At 65.4% G+C, this 24,099-nt stretch carries 24 protein-coding genes; 17 read left to right on the top strand and 7 right to left on the bottom strand.

What is annotated here, in order from left to right; translation table 11 throughout:
* Positions 1–16 precede the first annotated feature (16 nt).
* Positions 17–1,183, top strand: a complete 1,167-nt coding sequence (locus AC3WRI_RS28720) for an acyl-CoA dehydrogenase family protein (RefSeq protein ID WP_492294561.1) — start codon at positions 17–19, stop codon at positions 1,181–1,183.
* A gap of 62 nt (positions 1,184–1,245) precedes the next feature.
* Positions 1,246–2,250: a Bug family tripartite tricarboxylate transporter substrate binding protein gene (locus AC3WRI_RS28715; RefSeq protein WP_492294559.1), complete on the top strand. Its 1,005-nt coding sequence runs from the start codon at positions 1,246–1,248 to the stop codon at positions 2,248–2,250.
* Positions 2,251–2,271: 21 nt separating this feature from the next.
* On the opposite strand, the gene AC3WRI_RS28710 is transcribed toward AC3WRI_RS28715, so the two are convergent.
* Positions 2,272–3,165: a LysR family transcriptional regulator gene (locus AC3WRI_RS28710; RefSeq protein WP_011616884.1), complete on the bottom strand. Its 894-nt coding sequence runs from the start codon at positions 3,163–3,165 to the stop codon at positions 2,272–2,274.
* Between the two features lie 133 nt (positions 3,166–3,298).
* On the opposite strand from AC3WRI_RS28710, the gene AC3WRI_RS28705 reads away from it, so the two are divergent.
* The 5 genes from AC3WRI_RS28705 to AC3WRI_RS28685 all read left to right on the top strand — a co-directional run bounded on the left by AC3WRI_RS28705 (position 3,299) and on the right by AC3WRI_RS28685 (position 8,888).
* A complete protein-coding gene (locus tag AC3WRI_RS28705; protein ID WP_010809628.1) occupies positions 3,299–4,852 on the top strand; it encodes an AMP-binding protein in 1,554 nt (517 codons plus the stop codon).
* 11 nt (positions 4,853–4,863) lie between these two features.
* Complete coding sequence (locus AC3WRI_RS28700) at positions 4,864–6,048, top strand: acyl-CoA dehydrogenase family protein (RefSeq protein WP_011616882.1); 1,185 nt, start codon at positions 4,864–4,866, stop codon at positions 6,046–6,048.
* A 63-nt stretch (positions 6,049–6,111) separates the two neighbouring features.
* Positions 6,112–7,104 carry a tripartite tricarboxylate transporter substrate binding protein gene (locus AC3WRI_RS28695; RefSeq protein ID WP_011616881.1) on the top strand — a complete coding sequence of 331 codons (993 nt, stop codon included), beginning with the start codon at positions 6,112–6,114 and terminating at the stop codon, positions 7,102–7,104.
* A 79-nt stretch (positions 7,105–7,183) separates the two neighbouring features.
* A complete protein-coding gene (locus tag AC3WRI_RS28690; RefSeq protein WP_011616880.1) occupies positions 7,184–8,326 on the top strand; it encodes a CaiB/BaiF CoA transferase family protein in 1,143 nt (380 codons plus the stop codon).
* Between the two features lie 379 nt (positions 8,327–8,705).
* Positions 8,706–8,888 carry a DUF1484 family protein gene (locus tag AC3WRI_RS28685; protein WP_010809624.1) on the top strand — a complete coding sequence of 61 codons (183 nt, stop codon included), beginning with the start codon at positions 8,706–8,708 and terminating at the stop codon, positions 8,886–8,888.
* Between the two features lie 219 nt (positions 8,889–9,107).
* Here the strand turns inward: AC3WRI_RS28685 and AC3WRI_RS28680 are convergent, their stop codons facing one another.
* Both AC3WRI_RS28680 and AC3WRI_RS28675 read right to left on the bottom strand, forming a co-directional pair.
* Positions 9,108–9,332, bottom strand: coding sequence for a DUF2188 domain-containing protein (locus tag AC3WRI_RS28680; protein ID WP_011616879.1), 225 nt, complete (start codon positions 9,330–9,332; stop codon positions 9,108–9,110).
* Between the two features lie 100 nt (positions 9,333–9,432).
* A complete protein-coding gene (locus AC3WRI_RS28675; RefSeq protein WP_081050364.1) occupies positions 9,433–9,699 on the bottom strand; it encodes a GDCCVxC domain-containing (seleno)protein in 267 nt (88 codons plus the stop codon).
* 151 nt (positions 9,700–9,850) lie between these two features.
* Here AC3WRI_RS28675 and AC3WRI_RS28670 point away from each other — a divergent pair, with 151 nt between their 5' ends.
* Positions 9,851–10,291: a MerR family transcriptional regulator gene (locus AC3WRI_RS28670; protein WP_010809622.1), complete on the top strand. Its 441-nt coding sequence runs from the start codon at positions 9,851–9,853 to the stop codon at positions 10,289–10,291.
* A 150-nt stretch (positions 10,292–10,441) separates the two neighbouring features.
* Here AC3WRI_RS28670 and AC3WRI_RS28665 read toward each other — a convergent pair whose 3' ends face one another.
* From AC3WRI_RS28665 to AC3WRI_RS28650, 4 genes are all read right to left on the bottom strand, one after another.
* Complete coding sequence (locus tag AC3WRI_RS28665) at positions 10,442–11,305, bottom strand: alpha/beta fold hydrolase (protein WP_011616877.1); 864 nt, start codon at positions 11,303–11,305, stop codon at positions 10,442–10,444.
* 66 nt (positions 11,306–11,371) lie between these two features.
* Positions 11,372–12,328: an alpha/beta fold hydrolase gene (locus tag AC3WRI_RS28660; protein ID WP_492294557.1), complete on the bottom strand. Its 957-nt coding sequence runs from the start codon at positions 12,326–12,328 to the stop codon at positions 11,372–11,374.
* A gap of 30 nt (positions 12,329–12,358) precedes the next feature.
* The gene (locus AC3WRI_RS28655; protein ID WP_010809618.1) at positions 12,359–12,580 is read right to left on the bottom strand and encodes a DUF2798 domain-containing protein; all 222 of its coding nucleotides are present in this window, start codon (positions 12,578–12,580) and stop codon (positions 12,359–12,361) included.
* Positions 12,581–12,634: 54 nt separating this feature from the next.
* Positions 12,635–13,444, bottom strand: a complete 810-nt coding sequence (locus AC3WRI_RS28650; protein WP_197540022.1) for a TetR/AcrR family transcriptional regulator — start codon at positions 13,442–13,444, stop codon at positions 12,635–12,637.
* A gap of 139 nt (positions 13,445–13,583) precedes the next feature.
* On the opposite strand from AC3WRI_RS28650, the gene AC3WRI_RS28645 reads away from it, so the two are divergent.
* The 9 genes from AC3WRI_RS28645 to AC3WRI_RS28605 all read left to right on the top strand — a co-directional run.
* Entirely contained in the window at positions 13,584–14,840 is a 1,257-nt protein-coding gene (locus AC3WRI_RS28645) for an MFS transporter (RefSeq protein ID WP_041688040.1), read from the top strand.
* Positions 14,841–14,974: 134 nt separating this feature from the next.
* Positions 14,975–15,253, top strand: a complete 279-nt coding sequence (locus tag AC3WRI_RS28640; protein ID WP_492294555.1) for a hypothetical protein — start codon at positions 14,975–14,977, stop codon at positions 15,251–15,253.
* Positions 15,253–15,342 (top strand): K(+)-transporting ATPase subunit F, encoded by a 90-nt coding sequence (kdpF, locus tag AC3WRI_RS28635; RefSeq protein ID WP_010809614.1) that lies wholly within the window; start codon positions 15,253–15,255, stop codon positions 15,340–15,342. Before AC3WRI_RS28640 ends, kdpF begins: the two co-directional genes overlap by 1 nt.
* Positions 15,342–17,162 (top strand): potassium-transporting ATPase subunit KdpA, encoded by a 1,821-nt coding sequence (gene kdpA, locus AC3WRI_RS28630; RefSeq protein WP_492294553.1) that lies wholly within the window; start codon positions 15,342–15,344, stop codon positions 17,160–17,162. Before kdpF ends, kdpA begins: the two co-directional genes overlap by 1 nt.
* 103 nt (positions 17,163–17,265) lie before the next feature.
* Positions 17,266–19,491: a potassium-transporting ATPase subunit KdpB gene (kdpB, locus tag AC3WRI_RS28625; RefSeq protein WP_011616872.1), complete on the top strand. Its 2,226-nt coding sequence runs from the start codon at positions 17,266–17,268 to the stop codon at positions 19,489–19,491.
* Between the two features lie 25 nt (positions 19,492–19,516).
* The gene (gene kdpC / locus AC3WRI_RS28620; RefSeq protein ID WP_011616871.1) at positions 19,517–20,140 is read left to right on the top strand and encodes a potassium-transporting ATPase subunit KdpC; all 624 of its coding nucleotides are present in this window, start codon (positions 19,517–19,519) and stop codon (positions 20,138–20,140) included.
* 69 nt (positions 20,141–20,209) lie between these two features.
* Positions 20,210–23,056 (top strand): DUF4118 domain-containing protein, encoded by a 2,847-nt coding sequence (locus AC3WRI_RS28615; RefSeq protein ID WP_011616870.1) that lies wholly within the window; start codon positions 20,210–20,212, stop codon positions 23,054–23,056.
* 27 nt (positions 23,057–23,083) lie between these two features.
* Positions 23,084–23,779 (top strand): two-component system response regulator KdpE, encoded by a 696-nt coding sequence (kdpE, locus tag AC3WRI_RS28610; protein WP_011616869.1) that lies wholly within the window; start codon positions 23,084–23,086, stop codon positions 23,777–23,779.
* A gap of 132 nt (positions 23,780–23,911) precedes the next feature.
* Positions 23,912–24,099, top strand: a 188-nt coding sequence (locus tag AC3WRI_RS28605) for a TorF family putative porin (protein ID WP_492294551.1), incomplete at its 3' end; no start/stop codon positions are given.

Raw genomic sequence — 24,099 nt, 5'->3', positions numbered from 1 at the left:
CAGCAGGAGACAGGGCATGAACTTTGAACTGGACGGCGAACACCGGATGCTCAAGGACCTGGTCGCGCGCTTTGTGCGCGAGCAGCTGATCCCGCTGGAACCCGCGGTGCTGGCGCGCGAAGCCGCCGGCGGGCAGATGACGCTGCTGCCGGAAGAGCATGCGCGGCTTGACGCGATGTCGCGCGAACTGGGCCTGTGGGGCCTGGATGCGCCCACGGAGATGGGCGGCGCCGACCTGCCCACGGTGGCCATGGTGGGTGTCAACGAAGAACTGGGCAAGACCATCACGCCCTACGAATTGCCGCCGGACTCGCCCAACCTGCGCATGCTGATGCTGAGCGCCAGCGAGGCCCAGCGTGAGCGCTACCTGGCCCCTTACGCGCGCGGCGAGACCGTGTCGGCCATCGCCATTTCCGAACCGGGCGCCGGCGGCGACCCCGCCATGATGACCACGCGCGCCGAACGCGACGGCGAGCACTGGGTGCTCAATGGGCGCAAGATCTGGATCAGCCGCGCGGCGCGCGCCGACTGGACCATCGTCATGGCCGTGACCGACAAGGCCAAGGGCGCGCGCGGCGGCATCTCGGCCTTTATCGTCGAGCGCGGCACGCCGGGCTTCCGGGTGGAGCGCCGCATCCCGATGATCGGCGGCGCATCGACTTACGAGGTGGTGCTGGAAGACTGCCGCATCCCCGCCTCGCAGCTGCTGGGCACCGAGGGCCAGGGCTTTGCGCCGATGCAGGCGCGGCTGTCCACGCGCCGCGTGCAGATGGCCGCGTGGTGCATCGGCCGGGCGCAGCGGGCGCTGGACATGATCTGCGAGTACGCGCCGCAGCGCCAGACCTTCGGCGCGCCGCTGGCGCAGCGCCAGGCGATCCAGTGGTGGGTGGCCGACGCCGCCACGCGCATCCACGCGTGCCGCCTGATGACCTACGAAGCCGCCAGCCGCATCGACGCCGGCGACGAGGCCCGCACGCAGGTATCGATGATCAAGGTATTCGCCACCGAGATGGCGTGGGACGTGATCGACCACGCCATGCAGACCTTCGGCGCGATGGGCATGACCAAGGAGCTGCCACTGCAGCAGATGGCCAACGAGACCCGTCTGATGCGCATCTACGAAGGGCCCAGCGAGGTGCACCGCTGGGTGATCGCACGCGACCTGCTCGGCTTGCGCCGTTAGGCCCCCGCTTATCCCCTTGCACCGGCGGGAACACGCCGGGCATTCCACGCTCAGGAGACACCATGCAACAGGTTTTCCGTTCCCGCCGCCGCTTCCTTGGACTGGCTCCCGCCGCACTGGCGGCCATCGGCACCGCCACGCCGCTGGCGGCGCCCGCCGCCGAGTCCGCCGACGCCTTCCCGTCCCGCCCGATCCGCTTTGTCGTGCCCTTCCCTTCCGGCAGCGGCACCGACACCACCGCGCGCATGTTCGCCAAGAAGATCGGCGAGCTGACCGGCCAGGGTGTGGTGGTGGAGAACAAGCCCGGCGGCAACGGCTTCATTGGCGTGCAGACCGCGCTGAACGCGCCGCCAGACGGCTACACCGTCTTTATCGGCAGCAATTCCACGCTGTCGACCAACGCCGCCACCTTCCGCAAGCTGCCGTATGACCCGCTGACCGACTTTGCGCCGATCACGCTGCTATCGCGCGGGCCATGCGTGATCATCGTGCCGGCAAGCTCGCCCTACCGCACGCTGACGGAATTGCTGGAAGATGCCCGCAAGCGCCCCGGCGCGCTCAATTACGGCTCGGGCTCGATCTCCTACACGCTCTACTCCGAGTGGCTCAACGAACTGGCCCGCATCAAGACCACCGCCGTGCCGTACAAGGGCGCTGGCGATGCCATCAACGGCGTGATGGCGGCCAATGTCGACTTCGCCGTGGTGGATGCCACCGGCGCCATCGAACTGGTCCGCGGCGGCAAGGTCCGCGCGCTGGCCTACACCGCACCGCAGCGCTCGCCGCTGCTGCCGGACGTGCCCTCCATCGCCGAAGCCGGCCTGCCGGACTTCCTGGCCTACAACTGGGTAGCCGCGGCGGTCTCGGCAAAGACGCCGCCGGCAGTGGTGAAACGGCTGCAGGACCTGTTTGCGCAGGCCGGCAGGGCCCCGGATGTGCGCGAGTACTACACGCGCCAGTCGACCAAGCTGATCCTGTCATCGCCTGCCGAAATGCTGCAGTACCAGAAGGACGAGATCCAGCGCTGGAAGCGGCTGGCGGAGGTGGCCAAGATCCCGCTGCAATAACCGCGTGGCCCTGCCGCTGCCTCAGCGGCTGTGCTCGCTCAGCAGCACCGTCAGGCGCTGCGCCAGCGGCGACAGGTAGGCGCCCTCGCGCGAGATCACGCCGATGTTCCGGCGCAGGTCCAGCTCCTCCACGCCCAGCGGCAGCACGCGCAGGCCGTGCTGCATGGCATCGCCGCCTTCATTGGCGATGCTCAGCATCTGCGTGCCCTGCATCAGCGCAAACAGCGAACTGCTGCCAAAGTCGATCTCGATGCGCGGCTGCGGCTCCGGCAGGCCGCGCTGGCGGAACGCCGCGTCCACCTGCTGGCGCAGCGTGATATGCCCTTCGGGCAGCAGCCATTCCTGGTCCGCCAGGTCCGCCAGCCGCAGCTTGCGCCGCTGCAGCAAGGCATGGCCCTCGTCCGCCACCACCACCAGCCGGTCGTCAAAGAGCGGCTGCACCGCCAGGCCGGTCGATGAGGCTGCCAACGGCGCCGGTGCCACCGCCACATCCAGTTCCCCCGCCGCCAGCAGGTCCAGCAGGTCGCGCGCCAGCCTGCGGCGCAGCCGCAGCCGTGCCACGGGACGCTCGCGCACCAGTTGCCGGCAAGCGCCCAGGATCACGTTGCCCGGGATCGACGGCGAATAGCCCACGCGCAGGATGCCCTGCTCGCCGGTGCGGATGCCCAGCATCTCCTTGATGCCGTCCTCGTATTCCAGCTGGATGCGCCGCGCCCGCTCCAGGAAGCGCGTGCCGGCGTAGGTGGCGGTCATACCGTTGGCGGTACGCTCGAACAGCGGCAGCCCGGCCTGGGTCTCCACCCGCTGCACCGCCTTGGTCAGCGCCGGCTGGCTGATTCCCAGCGCGTCGGCGGCACGGCCGATGCCGCCGTGCGCCGCCACGGCGAGGATGTATTCGATATCCCGCGTCTCCATTGCCTCACATTCCTGATGGTTATGACTTTATAGCCAATGGTTCATTGTGGTGATGCCAGCCATCTTACAGACTACGGCGCACGAGCACACGTAAAAGCGCTCACCGGAATCAACAGGTATCAACGGAGACAGCATGGGTTTCGCGTATTTCCTGCGCCGCGCCGCGCGCTACTGGGGCGACCAGCCCGCCATCCTCTACCAGGACCGGGTGGTGACCTATCGCCAGCTGGACCAACGCTCAACGCGCCTGGCCAATGCGCTGCTGGCACTGGGCCTGCAGCCCGGCGACCGCGTCGCGGTGCAGTCGCGCAACCGGCCCGAGCTGGTCGAACTGGAATGCGCGCTGTACAAGGCGGGTCTGGTCAAGGCGGCGCTCAACCCGCGCTTCACCGCGGCCGAGGCCAGCGACGTGGTCGGGAACTGCACCCCGCGCGTGCTGATCGCCGGCCCCGGCTACACCGGCTATGCGCGCACCACGGCCGGCTTCGGCAGCATCGAGACCTTTATTGCCATCGGCGATGCGCCGGCGGGCTATGTCGAGTATGAAGCGCTGCTGGCCAATGCCGGCACCACGCCGCCTGACATCACCCCCGCCCCCGACGACCTGGCCGTGCTGCACTTCTCGTCCGGCTCCACCGGCAAGATCAAGGCTGCCATGCAGAGCTACGGCAACCGCATGGCGGCGCTGCGCAAGATGGTGTCCGGCATGGACCGCCCGGCCCGCCCCGGCGACCGGCTGGCGCTGATCGGGCCGGTCACGCACGCCTCCGGCATGCTGATGCAGCCCTACCTGTACCAGGGCGCCACGCTGGTGCTGTTCGAGAAATTCGAGCCCGCGCACTTCCTGGCCGAGGTGGCGCGGCTACGCATCACCCACGTGTTCATGGTCCCGGCCATGATCAACATGCTGCTGGCCGAGCCCACGCTGGCCCAGGCCGATCTGTCCAGCCTGAAGACCCTGGCCTACGGTGCCGCGCCAATGGCGCCGGCACGCATCCGCGAGGCCTGGGAGCGCATCGGCCCGATCCTGTCGCAGGGCTATGGCGCCAGCGAATCGACCTCGGGCGTCACACGTCTGTCCACCACCGACCATGCCGACGCCATTGCCAACCACCCTGAGCGCCTGGCCTCCTGCGGCCGCGCCCTGGGCGAGACCGAAGTGCGCGTGGTCGACGAGCAAGGCAAGGAGGTCGCCGTGGGCGAGATCGGCGAGCTGGTGATCCGCGGCGAAGACGTGTTCCACGGCTACTTCAACGAGCCCGCGCTGACGCGCGAGACCATCATCGATGGCTGGCTGCACACCGGCGACATGGCGCGCGTGGACGAGGCCGGCTACCTGTACCTGGTCGACCGCAAGAAGGACATGATCATCTCCGGCGGCTTCAACGTCTATCCGACCGAAGTGGAAGCCACGCTGTACCAGCACCCCGACGTACTGGAAGCCTGCGTCATCAGCGTGCCGGACGACACCTGGGGCGAAAGCGTCAAGGCCGTGGTCACGCTGCGCCCCGGGCGCGAGGCCACCGCGCAGCAGCTGATCGCGCATTGCCGCGAGCGCATTGCCGACTACAAGTCGCCGCGCTCGGTGGACTTCGTCGCCGAGCTGCCCAAGAACGCCAGCGGCAAGCTGGCCCGCAAGATCGTGCGCGAACGCTACTGGCAAGGCGTCGGGCGCCGTGTGAATTGAAGGAGCCCGCCATGTTCGATCACCTGACCAATCCCGTACTGCTGGAAACCCGCGCCGGCATCCGCCGCTTTATCGACGAAGAACTGCGCCCGCTGGAACAGGAACTTGGCCTGGGCTCTGAAGACCCGTGGCCGCGCGAGACCCTGCGCAAGGTCTGGCGCCGCTCCAGCGAGCTGGGCTTCTACGCCGCGTGCCTGCCGACATCGCTCGGCGGCAAGGGCCTGAACATCCAGGAGCAATGCGCGCTCAAGGCCGACCTGGCCGCCAGCGGCTCCACCCTGGCCGCGCACGTGCTGGGCGACCTGGGCGGCCCGCCGCGCGTGGGCAACATGCTCAAGTACGCCACGCCGGACCAGCTCAAGCGCTACTTCGAGCCCGTGATCCGCGGCGAGAAGTCGACCTGCTTCGCACTGACGGAAACGCATTCCGGCTCCGACGCACAAAGCATCAGGACCTCGGCCGTGGCCGATGGCGACGAGCTGGTCATCAACGGCGGCAAGCACTACATCAGCGGCGCGCCGTTCGCCGACTTTGCCATCGTCATGTGCGTGACCGACGCCACCACCACGCCGCCGGCCATCACCGCGGTGCTGGTCGACCTGGACCTGCCCGGCGTGACGGTAAGCAACGAGTACGTGCCGATGTCGGGCCAGCATATCGACGGCGACATCCGCTTCGAGAACGTGCGCGTGCCGCGCGCCAATATCTTTGGCGGCGAAGGCAACGGCTTCAAGCTGGGCATGTCGCGCATCAACGTGAACCGCCTGCTGCACTGCCCCAGCATGCTGGGGCTGGCCACCAGGGCATATGAGTCGTCGGTGGCATATGCCGGCCAGCGCCGCCAGTTCGGCGGGCCGATCGCGCGCTTCCAGGCGATCCAGCACATGCTGGCCGACATGGCCGCCGCGCTGTGGGCCTGCGAGAGCATGATCACGCACACCGCCGCGCTGGCCGATGCCGGCGCCGACCTGCGCATGAAGGCTGCGGCGTGCAAGCTCTTTGTCTCGGAGCGCTGCTTCGAGGTGGCGGACAAGGCCGTGCAGATCCACGGCAACGTCGGCGTCACGCGCGGCCATCCGGTGGAGCAGACCTTCCGCAAGCTGCGCATGTTCCGCATCTTCACCGGCACCAGCGAGATCCAGCGCAACACCATTGCGCGCGCTATCCTTGAACCGCTGCAGCAGCAGAAGGCCTGACCGTGCCGGCGGCACGGTCGCCGCCGGCATGAACACCATAAGACAAGACCACGGAGACCAAGCATGAACCGCCGAAACTGGCTTGCCACCGCCGGCGCCGCCGCGCTGGGCAGCCTGCTGCTGCCGGCCCGCGCCGCCAGCGCTTCATCCAGCTACCCCAGCCGCCCGATCCGGCTGATCGTTCCGTTTATCGCCGGCAGCACGCCCGACAACGTGGCCCGCACGCTGTCGGCGGAGCTGGGCAAGAAGCTCGGCCAGCCGCTGGTGGTCGAGAACATGCCCGGCGCCGGCGGCATCATCGGCGCCAGCGCGCTGCGCCGGGCCGCGCCCGATGGCTATACGCTGGGCATACTGGCCAATGCGCACGTGATCAACGTGCACATGTACCGCAAGATGCCATACGATCCGATCCACGACTTCACGCCGATCACGGCCCTGTCCGGCGGACCGTCCGCGCTGGTGGTGCCGGTCTCGTCGCCCTACAAGACCGCTGCCGAACTGATCGCCGCCATGAAGAAAGCGCCGGGCAAGTTCAACTACGGCTCCGGCGGCAAGGGCAGCATCGCCCATCTTGCGGTGGAAACCATGCTGCACCAGACCGGCTGTGACGCCGTGCATATCCCTTACAAGGGTGCGCCGGAAATCATCACCGCCATGCTGACCGGACAAACCCAGTTCGGCATGCCGGTGCTCGGCACCGCAACGCAATACGTGCGCAATAACCAGGTCAGGGTGCTTGCCGTCACTGCGGCCACCCGTTCGCCGTTCTTCCCGGACGTGCCAACCATGGCCGAAGCCCTGCCCCCGGGCTTTGTCATCGACAACTGGAGCGGCCTGTTCGCACCGGCCAACTTCCCGGCCGAACTGACCCAGAAGCTGCATGCCGCCGTCGGCGCCCTGCAGACGGCCGGCGTGTTTGATGCCCAGCTCAAGGCCAATGCCGGCGAACTGCGCCGCAGCGCCTCGCCCGCGCAGTTCGGCACCATTGTCGCCAGCGACAACGCGCGTTACGGCGACCTGATGAAGTCGATCGGCATGCTCGGCGACCTGGGGTGAGCGTCCGGTCCGCCCCGCGCCGCACGCCACCTTCCGCACGTGCGGCACCCCTTCTTTCGTTCTCCCCCCAGGGCGCTGTATGAAGCCAGAATGGTCCTGCCTCAAGGACGTCACCATCATCGACGTCAGCCAGTTGCTGCCCGGTCCGCACGCATGCAGCCTGCTGCGGCAACTGGGTGCCGATGTCATCAAGGTAGAGCAGCCCGGCACCGGCGACACTGCGCGGCAGCTTGGTCCGACGGTGTTTGCACAGTTCAATCGCGGCAAACGCTCGGTAGCGCTGGACTTGAAGACCGATGCTGGCCGCGAAGCCTTCCTTGACCTGGTCCGCAATGCCGATGCCGTGGTGGAAGGCTTCCGCCCCGGCGTGATGGCGCGACTCGGGCTGGGCTATGAAGCACTGGCGGCGGTCAATCCGGCCATCGTGCTGTGTTCGGTCTCGGGCTTCGGCCAGACTGGCCCCTATGCCAGCCACGCCGGGCATGACCTGAACTACCTGGCGCTGGCCGGCTATTGGGCGACGCCGGTGCAGGTGCACGACAAGGTCTCGCGCCCGCGCGTGCGGGTGTCGGATTACGCCGCATCCGGCTACGCGGCGCTGTCGCTTGCAGTGGCGATCATGAGTGCGCACCAGAACGGGCAGGGGCAACATCTGGATGTCTCGATCCATGACGCGATCCTGTCGTGGACCGCCCATGGCGTCTGGGCCGCCCGCGGGCATGAGGCATCGCCGCAGGCATCCCCTACCGTGATGCCGGAGAACGATCTCTTCGAGACGCGCGATGGCCTGCATCTGGCGATGGGCATCCTCGAGAACAAGTTCTGGGTCAACCTGTGCGAGGCGCTGGGTGATGAGTTCCCGGCCCTGCGCGATCCGCGTTTTGCCACGCGTGCCGGACGGTACGGGCACAAGGTGGAGGTCAATGACCTGATGGCGGCGGTGTTCCGCACGCGCGACCTGGCCGAGTGGGAGGCGTTCTTCGGGCCGCTGGATATTCCGTTCTCGCCGTTGCTGGGGGCGACGGCGCTGTTTGAGGATCCGCATGTGCAGGCGCGGGAGGTGGTGCGGTCCGTACCCGCGGAAGGCGGGATTGCTGTGAATTTTCCGGTGAAGTTTTCGTTGGGGTTGCCGGAGGGGGAGGATTTTGTGGCTCAGGTGGGGGAGCATAGTGTGGACGGATCCCTGCCAAAGATCTTCGCTGGCGGGATCGGGAACGCATAATTTGGCTTAGTTCCATGCCGCGACCACCTCGCATTCCAAGACTCAACGATTTCCGACTCGCCTGAGTTGCCGCAAGCTTCGCGCGCCTCTTCCGAATGCGACATCTCTTATCGCCTGCATGACTCTGGCAGGAAATACTGGTTGCGTCATCGGATCGCCGGTGACCGGGCGTGGAAACCCGAGGTGTCTCCGGGCAGGAGAGTCGCATCCCATACGGCACTCCTGCGTGCTCGCATGAACGCATCGTTCCATGGCGGGCCAGGCGAGGCAGCCGCAAGGCTGGCTGGTTTTCCCGGAGACTGGTTTCCACCCTCGCAGTCTGGCCCGCCACCTTCACCTTCAAATGAGTGGCGCGCCTTAACCTGCTAAGGAGTCAGTAATGGTCGATGCAATCGAAACCAACGCGTGCCTGCATGAAGTGCGTGCCGGCATTGATGGCGTACTCGTACTGCTGGAGCAGCAAAGCGTGCGCTCGGAAGCGTGCTTCAGCGCGCTCTGCCTGCTTGAAATGGTGAAGGCAAAGCTGGATGCCTTGATGGCGGCCGGGCCGCTTGCGGGATAGCAATGCCTCTGGTCTGGCGGTGCTTCGGCACCGCCAGACAGTCCTCGTGGAAGCCGCATCAAGCGTGGCCGTTCGAGCGGATCTGCCGCACAGTATCTCCCCTCAAGGAATTTGCCAGGCACTGCCTGGCAAATGTGCGCCCAAAACATCACTTGAGCTCACCACCCTTTCCCAGGCGTTCTCCTTGCCCTTTTTCGCCGCTTCACAGCTAGTACGGCGTCACCGCCGCGCCTCCTGTTGCTCGTCGCCGCACGCGTTGCGCAATTGCACGTCCCCGTCGTGGCGATGTATGTGCAATTCGGCGTTCTCTCGTCTGGCCACCCCCCAACCCGCAGCGATTGCCGCCTCCATGGTCGGAAATTTCTGGGCCTTTATATTGAGGCCGCCGAACTCCAATGCCCAACCATCTTCTGCGGGCAGAACGCGAATGATCCGCGATTGCATAATGACCCCTCTCTGAATTCCCCGCGACGTATAACGGGCGTCGCGTAATGTCGAGCAAAAACATGTTCCGCTGGCAAGCGGAGCTGGGTAAGAGGCGGGATCATCCGGGGGGAACCGAATCGAGGGTACGTCGTGCATCGCTGTACCTGCGTCGGCGAACACACGAGCAGGAATGCTGCTGCATGGGCGGGCACCTTTCGCTGCCGTATGAGCAGAAGACGCAGCAATCACCGGCCTTGGGCCTTAGCATCGCGTGGCAGCACTCGCACTCATAGCACCACTGGCAGGCATCGATGGGCATGGTTTCTTCTTTTGCATGCGCGCACTTGGGGCAGGTGATGATTGACTGCAGCTTGACGGCGCTCATCATTTCTCTTTGCCTCACGGCCGATGGGCAGCAGACGGTCACCGTGCCTGGCGCTCCGATCCCTGTCGTTACCCATCGAAACGCAATCCGCCCTTCCCGTATGTGCGGTTTAGGCGTAGCGTAGGTCCGTACCAAGGTACGGAGTCAAGCGATGGAGCACACACTAACAATCGGAAAGCTGGCCAAGGCGGCTGGTGTTGGCGTGGAGACGGTACGCTACTACCATCGGTGCGGCCTGCTGCCGGTGCCGGAGCGTGCCTATGGCGCCATTCGACAGTATTCGCAGCAGAGCTTGCAGCGGCTTCATTTCATTCGCCAGGCCCAGTCGCTCGGGTTCACCCTGGATGAAATCCGGGTACTGCTGCGACAGAACGATGGCAGCACGTGCAGTACAGCCCGCGCGCTGGCCGAGCAAAAGCTCAGTCTTGTTGAGGAAAGAATGAAGGATCTGCGACGAATGCGAGCGGAACTGAAGAATCTCATTGGGCAATGCCACGCCAATGGCAATGAGGCTTCTTGTCCCTTGATTGACACCTTGTCTGCCAACATGAGAGCAGAGAACGCTCGTGACGCTCCATTTCGGCATCGGTGAACGAGGTACCCGCTGAGTCCGTCCGGTACACCGCTCGATGTGCCGGCGGTGTACATAGGAACGGTTGTGCCGGCCAAACGGCAAGCAGCGTGACGCGAGTTGCGCAACGTCCACCGTGGGCCGACACCGTTCCTGCACAGCGTCTTCCGCTCAGCGCAACGATCGGAACGCAGATCGTAGCTCCGCGCTGAACAGCTCCGGTTCTTCCCAAGCCGCGAAGTGACCGCCTTTGGCAACGCGGTTGTAGTAGATCAGGTTTGGATAGGCTCGTGCCAACCACTGCCTCGGTGGCCGGTAGACCTCGCCAGGGAAGACGGTCACTGCCACTGGAACGGTGATGGGGGAATTCCTTGCCGGGGCGGCACTGGTTTCCCAGTAGATCCGTCCGCTCGACCCGCCTGTATTTGTGAGCCAGTAGAGCGAGATGTTGTCAAGGATCGCGTCACGGTCCAGTGACCGCTCAGGATCGCCACGCGTGAATACCCAGTCGGCCTGCTTGTCATAGATCCACGCTGCCAGCCCCACTGGCGAATCGGCCAGGCCAAAGCCGATGGTCTGCGGCCGCGTTTGCATGATGGCCGCGTAACCGAATCCCTTGTTGAGGAAATCCCTCGCCTCATCGAACACCTGCTTTTCTTCGGTGGTCAGGTTTGCCGGCGCAGGCTCCCCGCTTTTCAGCGCCATGGCTATTGCTGGTGGCAACGTCGTGGCGCGCTCGATGCGGCTGACGTGGATGCCAAGCAGTCCTTCAGGCGCCAGACGGCCAAGTGCGTCGGAGATGATGGCGCCCCAGTCGCCTCCCTGCGAAACGTAGCGCGCATATCCGAGCCGCTTCATCAGCACGTCCCAGGTGCGTGCGATGCGATCCGGATTCCAGCCAGTGTCTGCGGGCTTCTGTGAAAAGCCGAAGCCGGGAATCGACGGAATCACCAGATGAAACGCGTCGTTCGCAGTGCCGCCGTGCGCGGTGGGGTCCGCCAGCGGGCCAAAGGTCCGTGGCAGAGGGGCGCTCATGTGTCGTGCGGGATCCCGTCGTCCTCAGACGAGGTCGGCTGCCCGGGCCCCGCTCGCAATGCGGGCTTACCGGAATGAAGCGCGAATCTCTGCCACGGTTTGCTGGGGGTCCTGCAGGTGCGGGTAGTGCCCAACCCCGTGAAGCAGGGTGAACGCTGCATGGGCCTTCTCGGCGAACTCGATGCCCATGTCCTTATTGATGTAGATGTCTTTCTCACCCCAGACTACCTTCACGGGCGTCTTGAGCCGGCCCAGGTTCGCCTCGAAATACTCCTGGTCCCGCGTGAAGTGCAAGTAGTAGTGATAGAAGGCGTCCGCTGACGTCATCTCCCCATGGCTCCATCCGCGTGACATGTCGTCCTTGAGTTCGCCGGATATGTCGAACTGCGCTTCCCTGGCCAAGCCGCGCCTGTAGGCATTCTGGAGAACATCCTCGCGATTCTTGTTCAACTGAACACGAGCCAGCTCGGCCGAAGGTTGCGACTTCAGGCTCTGCAGGCTTTCGTACATGTAACGAGGTCTGTTGAACGGGGCGAAGTCGCCCACGATGATCGTCCTGGCAATGTCCGGCTCCTCGAGAGCCAGGAGAAGGGCAGGCAAGGCTCCGATATCCGTTGCGTAGATCGTGAGCTTTGACGTGTCGATGCCCGCCTTGCGGATGTACTCCTTCAGAACCCGGGCATAGTCTCTGGGCGCATAGGAGAACTTGTCGGCCGTTGGTCGTGATGAGAGGCCGTAGCCAGGCCAATCGATGGCGTGTACTTCGTAGTCATCGCCAAGAGTCAGGGCAATGTCCTTCCAGGCGTACAGGGTCTCCGGGAATCCATGCAGGAAGAGAACGGTCCCTCTCGGACTGGGGTTGTGCACCACCATCGTCCTGAGCGAGATGTCCGAGTCGAGTTTGATGAATCCGATCTCGGCTTTCTGTACCGGCTTGTTGGCGTGGTGGGCGCATCCCGACGCAATCAAAGCGCCGAGGACGAGAACGGAGGCAAGCAGCCGCGGCAGGAATGACCTGGACATGTCAGTGGTCCTCGATGCGGGCCTGCCGGCTCAGTGAATCAGGCGATCGACCTGCGTTTGCAAACGCGGACCGACCAGGAGGATGGCGGGAATGACGATCACATATCCGATGCCCCAGGAACGCAGCCACGTCAGGGCAAATCCTTCCGAGAATCCGAGATTGAGAGTAAGGAGGACAAAGGAAATGATCCCTGTCGTCACGACTCCCATCGACAGGGCGAATGCGACTTTCCGTTTCAGCTGCACGCTCATGGTTGCTTCCTTTGGCAGATAGAATACCAATTGGTATATTTTTGGTCGAAAAAATCACTTCAGATCGACGATGGTTTTTTCTACCGCCGACATCACGGCCTTGCTGTAGCCAGCGTTGCCTGTGAGGCGAGAGATCATGATGGCGCCCTCGATCAATGCAATCAGCGTGACGGCAGTCTGCTCGGCATCGACGTCTTTGCGGAACTCCTGCGAAGCAATCCCTGCCTTGATGACTTTGACAAGATGCGTCTTCCAGCCCCGGAAAGCTTCCATGGCTTTCTCGCGCAGGGCCGGGTGCGTGTCGTCGGCTTCAATCGCTGTGTTGAGCAGCGGGCATCCCCCCACGGGGAATTCCTCAGGCAGGCTTTCATACACGCCTGTCAATGCGAGCAGCTGCTCCTTGCTGGTTTCTCTCGTGGCCATTACGGCCCGGACTGCCGCCTGCGCCTGCTTCCAGTTGTGATCGAAAGCAGCCAGGGCCACTTCCTCCTTGTTGGCAAAGTTGCCGTAGACGCTGCCCTTCGTCAGCCCGGTGGCCTCCGTCATATCGGCCAGGGACGTACCGGCATAGCCTTTGACGTTGAAGATCGGGGCTGTCTTCTCGACGATGAACTGGCGGGTTCGCTGAGCTTTATTCATGGAAGCCAGAATATACCAATTGGTATTTTTGTCAAGGGCATCGATGAATCCGCTCGGAGTGATCCCCCCTGCCCCCGCCATCAGCCTGATGAATGCGTTTAATCGCCTGGCGATCAGCTTCCGCCGCGCGCCGGAAGCTGCGCTCGCGCTCAAGGACTGATTGGAACGCCATACCAAGGCGGCGCGCGGCGCAGATGCGGCCGATGCCACCATCTGCGGGGCCATCTAACATGGCGCCATGCCAGCCTTTGCCGTGTCGCCCAAGCCGGTGCCTTCGAGTCCGGCGCATACTGTTCTTGTACGGCGGGGTCGCCACGGGCTTTCACTGACGGCATGAGACCACCGGAACACGGATGCCATTGCGATGCGCACACCTGAAGACCCGGCCATGATTGTCAGCAGAGGCTGGCTAGCGCGCCTGGTCCTGCCCGCAGGCATTCATCCCGGCGCCTTGCCGCTTCTCGTTGGCCGCGCGCTGCGCGGCTTCTGTGACGGCTTTATCGCCGTGCTGTTGCCGGCGTACCTGCTGGCTCTGGGCTTCGCGCAGCTGGCAGTGGGGCTGGTCAGCAGCGCAACCCTGATCGGCTCGGCACTGGCGACGGTCCTGGTGGGCATCATCGGCCACCGCTATCCGCAGCGCAGGCTGCTGATGTCGGCGGCCGCGTTGATGGCCGCCACCGGCATAGGCTTCGCCGGGCTGTCCTCCCTCTGGCCGCTATTGCTGGTCGCATTCGTCGGCACGCTCAACCCCAGTTCCGGCGACGTCAGCGTCTTCCTGCCGCTTGAGCATGCCGGTCTTGCCGATTCAGCCTGCGCCGATGCCCGCACTGCCCTGTTCGCCCGCTACAGCCTGACCGGGGCCCTCTGCGCCGCCATTGGTGCGCTGGCGGCGGCGCTGCCGGACTGGCTCGCGGCGCAACTTGGGGTTCCTGTCCTCAGCGCGCTGCGCGCCATGTTCATGGTCTATGCCCTGACCGGTGCCGCACTCTGGTTCCTCTATGCCCGCATGCCGGAGCCGCCACCGCACCTGGCAACGGCGAGAGTCCCGCTGGGACCGTCTCGCCGGATCGTTACCCGCCTTGCCCTGCTCTTCAGCGTCGACGCATTTGCCGGCGGCCTGGTGGTGAATTCCCTGCTGGCGCTATGGTTGATGCAGCGCTTCGGCCTTTCCATTGGTGCCGCCGGGCAGTTCTTCTTCTGGGCCGGGCTGCTTAGCGCCGGCTCCCAGCTCGTGGCCGCACCGCTGGCTCGCAGGTTCGGTTTGCTGAACACGATGGTGTTCACCCATATCCCATCCAGCCTCTGCCTGATCGCGGCCGCGTTCTCCCCCTCCCTGCCGGCGACGCTGGCGCTGCTGCTCGTACGCAGCGCGCTGTCGCAGATGGATGTGCCGACCCGGACCGCCTATGTCATGGCCGTGGTGACGCCGCCCGAGCGGCCGGCGGCGGCAAGCCTGACTGCCGTGCCCAGAAGCCTGGCTGCCGCATTCGGCCCGACCCTGGCGGGCGCGCTGCTGGCGATGGGCTGGGTCGGGACGCCGCTGGTTGCCTGCGGCGTGCTCAAGATCGCCTACGACCTCGCACTCCTTGGTGCATTCCGGCGGGTCAAGCCCCTCGATTAACGCGCCGGGCCGTCGCGTAAAGATCCGAAAGAGAAGCGTCGCGCCGGCGCAGCATCTCCGCCAACAGCGGCAGCCTTACCACCACGCATCACGATCGCCAGCGGCCAAGAAAGTGCACCTTGGCTCCCGCGCGCATGCTGATCGCCCGAATCTTTATACGTTCTTTATACGCACCGGCCATCTTTCTACCCTGTTTTTACGACCCCGTCGCTAATCTGCAAGCCGAAACCATTCAAGGGTGCTTTGCTATGGACGGGATCTATTTGATCGTATTGATTGGCTTCGCCGTGCTGAGCGCAGCCCTGCTGGGGCTTTGCGCCGTGCTTGCGCCGAAATCTCCGGCAGGCAGCGGCCACGGCGGCGCGCATGACCAGATGGCGGCAAAGAACAGCGCGTCGGACAGGAGGCTGTGATGAGCTGGACCGATCTGTTGAGCGGCGTGCTGGCCATTGCCATTTTTGTTTACCTCCTCATTGCGTTGTTCCGGCCGGAGAAATTCTGATGTCCTCCCAATTCGTGGGCCTGCTGGTCCTCTATCTCGCCATCCTGCTGGCGTGCGCGCCTTTTCTCGGACGCTATATCCGGCGTGCGGTGGAGGATGGCAACTATTCGCTGACCGCCTGGGGCCGGCCGCTGGAACGGCTGCTGTATCGCCTGGGCGGCGTGCGTGCCGATGCCGGGATGGGGTGGACGCAGTACGCCGTCGCGGTGCTGGCATTCAACCTGCTTGGCGTGGTGGCAGTCTATGCGCTGCAGCGCCTGCAAGGCATGCTGCCGCTCAATCCGCAGGGCTTTGGCGCGGTTTCGCCGGACTCGGCCTTCAACACGGCGATCAGCTTTGTCGCCAACACCAACTGGCAAGGCTATGGCGGCGAGTCGATCATGGGCTATCTGACGCAGATGCTCGCGCTCACCGTGCAGAACTTCCTGTCCGCGGCGACCGGCATCGCCGTGGTGTTCGCGCTGATGCGCGGATTCGCGCGCCAGAGCGCCGCCACCATCGGCAATTTCTGGGTCGACATGACGCGGGTCACGTTCTACGTGCTGGCGCCGATCGCGACCGTGATCGCACTGGCACTGGTAAGCCAGGGCGTGATCCAGAACTTCGACGCCTACAAGGAAGCCAGCCTGGTCACGCCGGTGGAGTACAGCCAGCCTAAGCTCGATGCGGCCGGGCAACCGGTGCTCGATGCACAAGGCAAGCCGGTGACGGAAGACCTGAAGACCGACAGGCAGACGCTGGCGATGGGCCCGGTTGCCTCGCAAGAGGCCATCAAGATGCTGGGCACCAACGGCGGCGGCTTCTTCAATGCCAACTCGGCGCATCCGTTCGAGAACCCGAATGGCCTGGCCAACCTTCTCGAGATGCTGGCGATCTTCCTGATCCCGGCGGCGCTGTGCTTCACCTTTGGCGAAATGGTGGGAGACAGGCGACAGGGTGTGGCGGTGCTGGCTTCCATGACGGTCATCTTTGTCGCGATGGCCTGCGTGGCGGCGATGTCCGAGCAGATGGCGACCCCGGCGCTGGCCGGATTGCCGGTGGATCACGCCGCGTCGCTGCTGCAGGCCGGCGGCAATATGGAAGGCAAGGAAACGCGCTTCGGCATCGCCGCTTCGGCACTGTTCGCCACCATCACGACCGCGGCGTCGTGCGGCGCGGTCAATGCCATGCATGACTCCTTCACCGCCATCGGTGGCCTGGTGCCGATGCTGCTGATGCAGCTGGGCGAGGTCGTGTTCGGCGGCGTCGGCTCGGGGCTGTACGGCATGCTGGTCTACGCCGTGCTCGCGGTGTTCATCGCCGGACTGATGATCGGGCGCACGCCGGAGTACCTCGGCAAGAAGATCGAAGTCTACGAGATGAAGATGACGGCCGTGGCGATCCTGGTCACGCCCCTGCTGGTGCTGCTCGGCACGTCGGTGGCGGTGATGACCGAGGCCGGACGCGCCGGTGTGTTCAATCCCGGCACGCACGGCTTCTCCGAGATCCTGTACGCGCTCTCGTCGGCGGCCAACAACAATGGCAGCGCCTTTGCGGGCTTGTCCGCCAACACCCCGTTCTACAACACGCTGCTGGCGGCGGCCATGTGGTTCGGCCGGTTCTGGATCATCATCCCGGTGCTTGCGCTGGCGGGCTCGCTGGCAGCCAAGAAGCGCGTGCCCGTGAGCGGCGGCACGATGCCGACGCACGGCCCGCTGTTCGTCGTCCTGCTGGTGGGCACCGTGCTGCTGGTCGGTGCGCTGACCTATGTCCCGGCGCTGGCGCTGGGGCCAGTCGCCGAGCAACTCCAGGGCGCGGTGACGGCAACCGCGGCGAAGTAAAGCGACGACTGACGACGAAATATCGAGCATTCCTACACGTCCGGACCCTGCCCTGCCTCACCGATGCAGGTGCCGGATGGCTCTAGCGGATTGCGGAGAAACCATGCAACAAGATTCGATGGCCCCGGTGGCCAAGCGCGGCGCCAACACGGCTGAAGCGTCTTCCTCCAACACGATTCAGGCAAAGAGCGCGCCGGTGTCCGACCGCCAACACGGCTCCCACCATCATCGCCCGCCGGCGCGCAGCATGTTCGCGCCGGAGCTGGTGAAGCCCGCGCTGGTCGCGGCCTTCGGGAAGTTGTCGCCGCGCGACCAGCTGCGCAACCCGGTGATGTTCGTGGCCTACGTGGGCAGCATCCTGACGACGATCCTTTTCCTGAAGGCCATGGCCGCGCCGGCGGCAGCCCCCGGTGGGGAATCCGCGGGCTTCATCCTGGCGGTGTCGGTGTGGCTGTGGTTCACGGTGCTGTTCGCTAACTTTGCCGAGGCACTTGCCGAAGGCCGAAGCAAGCAGCAGGCGGAAGCGCTGCGCGGCCTGAAGACCACCGTCACCGCACGTGTGCTGAAGGACGGCAAGCGTGGCAGTGCCACCGAAGCGCGCCCCGCCACGGCGCTGCGCCGTGGCGACGTGGTGCTGGTACAGGCCGGCGAGATGATCCCCGGCGACGGCGAAGTGATCGACGGCGTGGCCTCGGTCGACGAAAGCGCCATCACCGGCGAATCGGCGCCGGTGATCCGCGAGTCGGGCGGCGACTTCTCGTCGGTGACCGGCGGTACACGCGTGCTGTCCGACTGGATCGTGGCGCGCATCACGACCAACCCGGGCGAGAGCTTCATCGACCGCATGATCACGATGGTTGAAGGCGCCAAGCGGCAGAAGACGCCGAACGAACTGGCCCTGACGATCCTGCTGGTCGGGCTGACCATTGTGCTGCTGCTGGCCACGGCCACGCTGCAGCCGTTCTCGCTCTACAGCGTGCTGGTGGCAAAGGCAGGCGTTCCGGTGACGATCACGGTGCTGGTGGCCCTGCTGGTCTGCCTGATTCCCACCACCATCGGCGGGCTGCTGTCAGCCATTGGCGTGGCGGGCATGAGCCGGATGATGGAAGCCAACGTGATTGCCACCTCGGGCCGTGCGGTCGAAGCCGCTGGTGACGTGGACGTGCTGCTGCTCGACAAGACCGGCACCATTACCCATGGCAACCGCCAGGCATCGCGCTTCATCCCGGCCCCGGGCGTGTCGCCGCTGCAGCTCGCGGAAGCGGCGTGGCTGTCGTCGCTGGCCGACGAGACCCCGGAAGGCCGCAGCATCATCACGCTGGCACGCCAGCTGCCGGGGCTGGCGGCGCCGGTGATGGCGAGCCTGAAGCCGGAGTTCGTGCCGTTCAGCGCCCAGACCCGCATGAGCGGGGTTGACCTGAGCGATGGCGGCGGCGAGCGTCACGTGCGCAAGGGTGCGGCCGATGCCGTGCGCCGCTACGTCACGGAACGTGCCGGCAAGTTCCCCGATGCTGTCCTGCAAGCCGTCGATGAGGTTGCCCGCGCCGGCAGCACGCCGCTGGTGGTAGCCGACGCCAACGGCGGTTCGGTACGCGTGCTTGGCGTGATCGAGCTGAAAGACATCGTCAAGACCGGCATTCGCGAGCGCTTCGGCGAACTGCGCAAGATGGGCATCAAGACCGTGATGATCACCGGCGACAACCGGCTGACGGCGGCTTCGATTGCGGCGGAAGCCGGCGTTGACGACTTCCTGGCCGAAGCCACGCCGGAAGCCAAGCTCAAGCTGATCCGCCAGTACCAGGCCGACGGGCGGCTGGTCGCGATGACCGGCGACGGCACCAACGACGCGCCGGCACTGGCCCAGGCCGACGTAGCCGTAGCGATGAACAGCGGCACGCAGGCGGCCAAGGAAGCCGGCAACATGGTGGACCTCGACAGCAACCCGACCAAGCTGATCGAGATCGTCGAGATCGGCAAGCAGATGCTGATGACGCGCGGCTCGCTGACGACCTTCAGCGTGGCCAACGACATCGCCAAGTACTTCGCGATCATCCCGGCGGCGTTTGCCACCACCTATCCGCAGCTCAACCTGCTCAATGTGATGGGGCTCGCCACGCCGGCGTCGGCCATCATGTCGGCGGTGATCTTCAACGCGCTCATCATCGTCGTGCTGATCCCGCTTGCGCTCAAGGGCGTGGTCTACCGGCCGCTGGGCGCCGCGGTGCTGCTGCGCCGCAACCTGCTGGTCTACGGCCTGGGCGGCATCCTGGTGCCGTTTGCCGGCATCAAGCTGATCGACATGATCCTGGCCCTGTTTGGCTGGGTCTGATTTTCTGCCACGATTCGGAGCGCTCATGAATACGCAAGTGCAGTCCCCGCAGCCGTCGCCGGCACCCGTGCAAGGTGGCTTGCTGCGGCCAATGTTGGTGGTGTTCGTTGGTCTTTCGCTGGTGACCGGCCTGCTCTATCCCGGCGCGATCACGGCAATCTCCAAGGCCGTGTTCCCGCATCAGGCAGCCGGCTCGCTGATCGAGAAGGATGGCAGGACAGTTGGCTCGGAACTGATCGGCCAGCCGTTCTCCGACCCGAAGTACTTCTGGGGCCGGCTGTCGGCCACGGCGCCGATGCCGTATAACGCCGCGGCTTCGGCGGGATCCAACCTGGGCCCCACCAATCCGGCGCTGACCGATGCCGCGCGCGCGCGCGTCGTCGCCCTGCACGCCGCGGATCCGGACAACCAGGCCCCCGTTCCGGTGGACCTGGTCACTGCCTCCGGCAGCGGGCTCGACCCGCACATCAGCCCTGCGGCCGCTGAGTACCAGGCGGCGCGCATCGCCCGCGCCAGGGGGATTCCGATCGAACAGGTGAAGCAATTGATTGCGGCAAATACCGAAACGCCGCTACTGTCGGTCCTGGGCGGTCCGGGAGTCAATGTCCTGAAGCTGAACCTTGGCTTGGATGCCATTGCACGGAAATAGCCCAGTGCCGGGACGCGGATGCGAAGCAGAACCGGTTTGCCAATGCCAGCATAGAGGGTGAGCCGACCGATGCCTGATGCCGAATTGCGCGAAGCCGGCTCGCGCCCCGACCCCGATGCCCTGCTCCAGATGGTGCAGGAAGAAGGCGCTCGCGCTTCGCGCGGCAAGCTCAGGGTCTACTTTGGCGCTTCCGCCGGGGTCGGCAAGACCTTCGCCATGCTCACCGCGGCGCGGACGGCGTCTGCACGGGGCACCGATGCTGTCATTGGCATCGTGGAGACCCACGGCCGCGCCGAGACCGAAGCGCTGATCGCCGGTATCGAGCGCTTGCCAATGAAGGACGTGCCGTACCGCGAGCGGGTTCTGCAGGAGTTCGACCTGGACGCGGCGCTGGTCCGGCGACCGGCCCTGGTCCTGGTTGACGAACTGGCCCATTCCAACGCACCGGGCAGTCGCCATCCGAAGCGGTGGCAGGATATCCAGGAATTGCAGGCTGCCGGGATCGACGTCTGGACCACGGTCAATGTGCAGCATCTGGACAGCCTGAACGAGGCGGTGGGCGGCATCACCGGCATCCGCGTCTGGGAGACCGTGCCGGACGTTGTGTTCGACAGCGCCGACGAAGTCGTGCTGGTGGACCTGCCGGCCGACGAGCTGCTGCGCCGGCTGAAGGAAGGCAAGGTCTATCTGCCGGAGCAGGCGCGACACGCGGCGCGCAACTTTTTCCGGAAAGGCAATCTGATCGCCCTGCGCGAGCTGGCGCTGCGCCGGACCGCCGACCGGGTGGACTCCGATGTCCGAGCATGGCGTCAGTCCGAAGCCGTTCAAGGCGTGTGGCGGACCCGGGAGGCGGTGCTGGCTTGCATCGGTAGTGGTGACGATGCCGAGCAGGTCGTCCGGAGTGCGCGCCGGCTTGCCGGCCAGCTCGATTGCGACTGGCATGTGGTGACCATCGCCACCCCCAGGCTGGCACCCCCGTCCGATTTCGCAAAGACTCGCCTGCAGACGGCCATGCGTCTCGCAGAGGAGTTGGGCGCACGCACCGAGACCCTGGCGGGCAACGACATGGTCCAGGCAATCGTGGGGTACGTGCGCCGCCACAACCTGACCAAGGTGGTCATCGGCCGGGCGCCGGCAGACTGGCGCCGGGGCGGCGCCTCCGTTGCGGAGCGGGCCCGCTCCCTTCTCGGCCTGGCCTTGACGCCATTTGTGAACGCGCCGGCCTGGCTGTTCGGCCGCCGCAGTTTTGCCGATGCGCTGGCGCTCGGGTGTCCGGAGATCGATATCATCCGCGTGGCGGCAGACACGACGCGGGTGGATCTTCGCCCGCGCCATGGCACTGAAGCGCCAGACGCCCCAGCGCCAGGCGACGGGGCCACGCGCAAAGATTATTTGTGGGCGGCGGCATGGTGCGCCGGTGCCACGGCACTGTCGGCCCTGGCATTTCCATGGTTCGACGTCGTCAACATTGCCATGCTGTTTCTGGCGGCAGTGGTCGGCGTCGCGCTTCGTCATGGCCGCGGACCGGCGGCGCTGGCTTCGGTATTGGCCGTGGCCGCCTTCGACTTCTTCTTCGTACCGCCGCGGCTGTCGTTCGCCGTCAGCGACGTACAGTATCTGCTGACGTTCCTCGTGCTGCTATCCGTGGGGCTGGTCATCGGGCAACTGACGGCCGGTTTGCGCGAACAAGCGCAGGTGGCGGTGCAGCGCGAGAACGATGCCCGCACGCTGTACGAACTGGCCCGTGAACTCTCCGCGGCGCTGGTGCCGAACCAGATTGTCTCGATCGCCAGCCGTTTCCTGCGTGCTGCCTTCGATGCCAATTCAGCCTTCTTCCTGGTTTCCGCGGAAGGCCGCTTGCTGCCGCCCGTGTCCGATGTCGAGCAGCATGACACCGGGGCGCGAACCGACTCGATCGACCGTGTACTGGCAGAGTGGGTATTCGATCACGGCCAGCCCGCAGGCACCGGCACGCATACCTTGCCCGGCAGCACCGTGCTGTATCTGCCATTGAAGGCGCCGATGCAGACCCGTGGCGTGCTGGCGGTCGAGCCTGCGGTATCACGCGCCTTTGCGCAACCTGCGCTACGGCGCCAGGTCGATGTGTTCTGCACGCTGATCGCGATCGCCATCGAGCGCTTGCATTACGTCGAAGTGGCGCAGCTGGCCTTGCTGTCGATGGAGTCTGAGCGCCTGCGCAGCTCATTGCTGGCCGCTGTCTCCCATGACCTGCGCACCCCGCTGACCAGCCTGATCGGCATGGCGGAAACCATGCAGCGCAGCGATCCCGGGCTGGCGCCGTCACTGGCCGAGACCGTGGCCGCCATGCTGGAACAGGCCAGGCGCATGCGGACCATGGTGGTGAATCTGCTGGACATGGCGAAGCTGCAGGGCCGGGAAGTCCGGATGAGCAAGGAGTGGCAATCGGTGGAGGAGCTCGTTGGCGCCAGCCTGGCTGCCATGCGCGAGGCGCTCGAGCACCACCGCGTGGTTGTCGTCGACTTGTCCCGGGTACCCCTGGTCGAATGCGACGCCGTGCTGATCGAGCGCGTGCTGTGCAACCTGCTGGAGAATGCCGCCAAATACACGCCTGCCGGCACGGAGATCCGGCTCTCGGCCGCGCCGGTCGACGACGAGATCAGGATTGCGGTAGAGGATGATGGCCCCGGCGTGCCCAAGGGCAAGGAACGGCAGATCTTCGAGAAATTCACGCGCGGTGAGCGCGAATCCGCGACCGCGGGTGTCGGCCTGGGTCTCGCCGTATGCGAGGCAATCGTGCAAGCCCATGGCGGGCGCATCTGGGTGGAACCCGCGCAACGCCCGGACCGGCCCGGCGGCCAGGCGGGCGCGCGCTTCCTGGTAGCGTTGCCGCGTGGAAATCCGCCGGCGGTGGAGCCGGAGCAGACTGATGCCTAGGGTCTCACGCAAGAAGAGAGGAAGTTGATGCCATTTGATTTTTCCCCGACAGTCCTGCTGGTTGAGGATGAGCCGCATATCCGGCGCTTTGTCCGCTCGACCCTGGAGTCCGAAGGTTGCACGGTGCACGAGGCGGAATCGCTCAAGCGCGGACTGATCGAGGCAGGCACCCGGCAACCTGACCTCGTCATTCTCGACCTGGGTTTGCCGGACGGAGACGGGGTGCGATTGATCAGCGAGATCCGTACGTGGACTGACGTACCGGTGCTGGTCCTGTCGGCACGTAGCGGAGAAGCCGACAAGATCGGTGCGCTGGATGCCGGCGCGGATGACTACCTGACCAAGCCCTTTGGCGTCGGTGAACTGGTCGCGCGCCTGCGCGTGCTGCTGCGCCGGCATGCCAGGGCCAACGCTCGCGGTTCCCACCAGATCCTGTTCGGCGACGTGCAGGTTGACCTGGCCAGCCGCGTCGTCACCCGTTCGGGACAGGCCGTGCACCTGACGCCGATCGAGTATCGGCTGCTTGCGGTTCTGATCGCCCACCGCGGCAAGGTGATGACGCACCGGGAGATGCTGCGGGAGGTGTGGGGACCCTCCCAGGCCGAAAGCAGCCAGTACCTGCGCGTCTATATGGGACATCTGCGGCACAAGCTCGAAGCGGACCCGGCGCGGCCCGCCCACTTGCTGACGGAAATCGGGCTGGGCTACCGGTTTGCCGGGTAGCGCCGAAATCCAGGCGCATTGATTGGATTTGTACGCGGGCACCGCGGCTTTTGATACCGTTTTTACGCGTCAGGCCATATCGTGGCGAGGCTCCCTGCAACGGGGATTTTTTCAACTCTCGCCACAACAACAATGACTGACCTGCGCCAAACCGCGGCCACGCTGCTCGCATGTTCCGCATCTTCCATCTTCCTCGCTGCCATGCCGGCCATGGCGCAATCCCAGCCAGACGCCGCGCCGTCCCCGCATACGTTCACGGCCAACGTGTCGCTGGTCTCGGACTACCGCTATCGCGGCATCAGCCAGACCAACCTGCGCCC

The sequence above is a fragment of the Cupriavidus sp. FW305-27 genome (assembly GCF_058787995.1).
The sequence above is the reverse complement of the archived record's forward strand: the minus strand, read 5'-3'. Positions and strand labels throughout refer to the sequence as shown.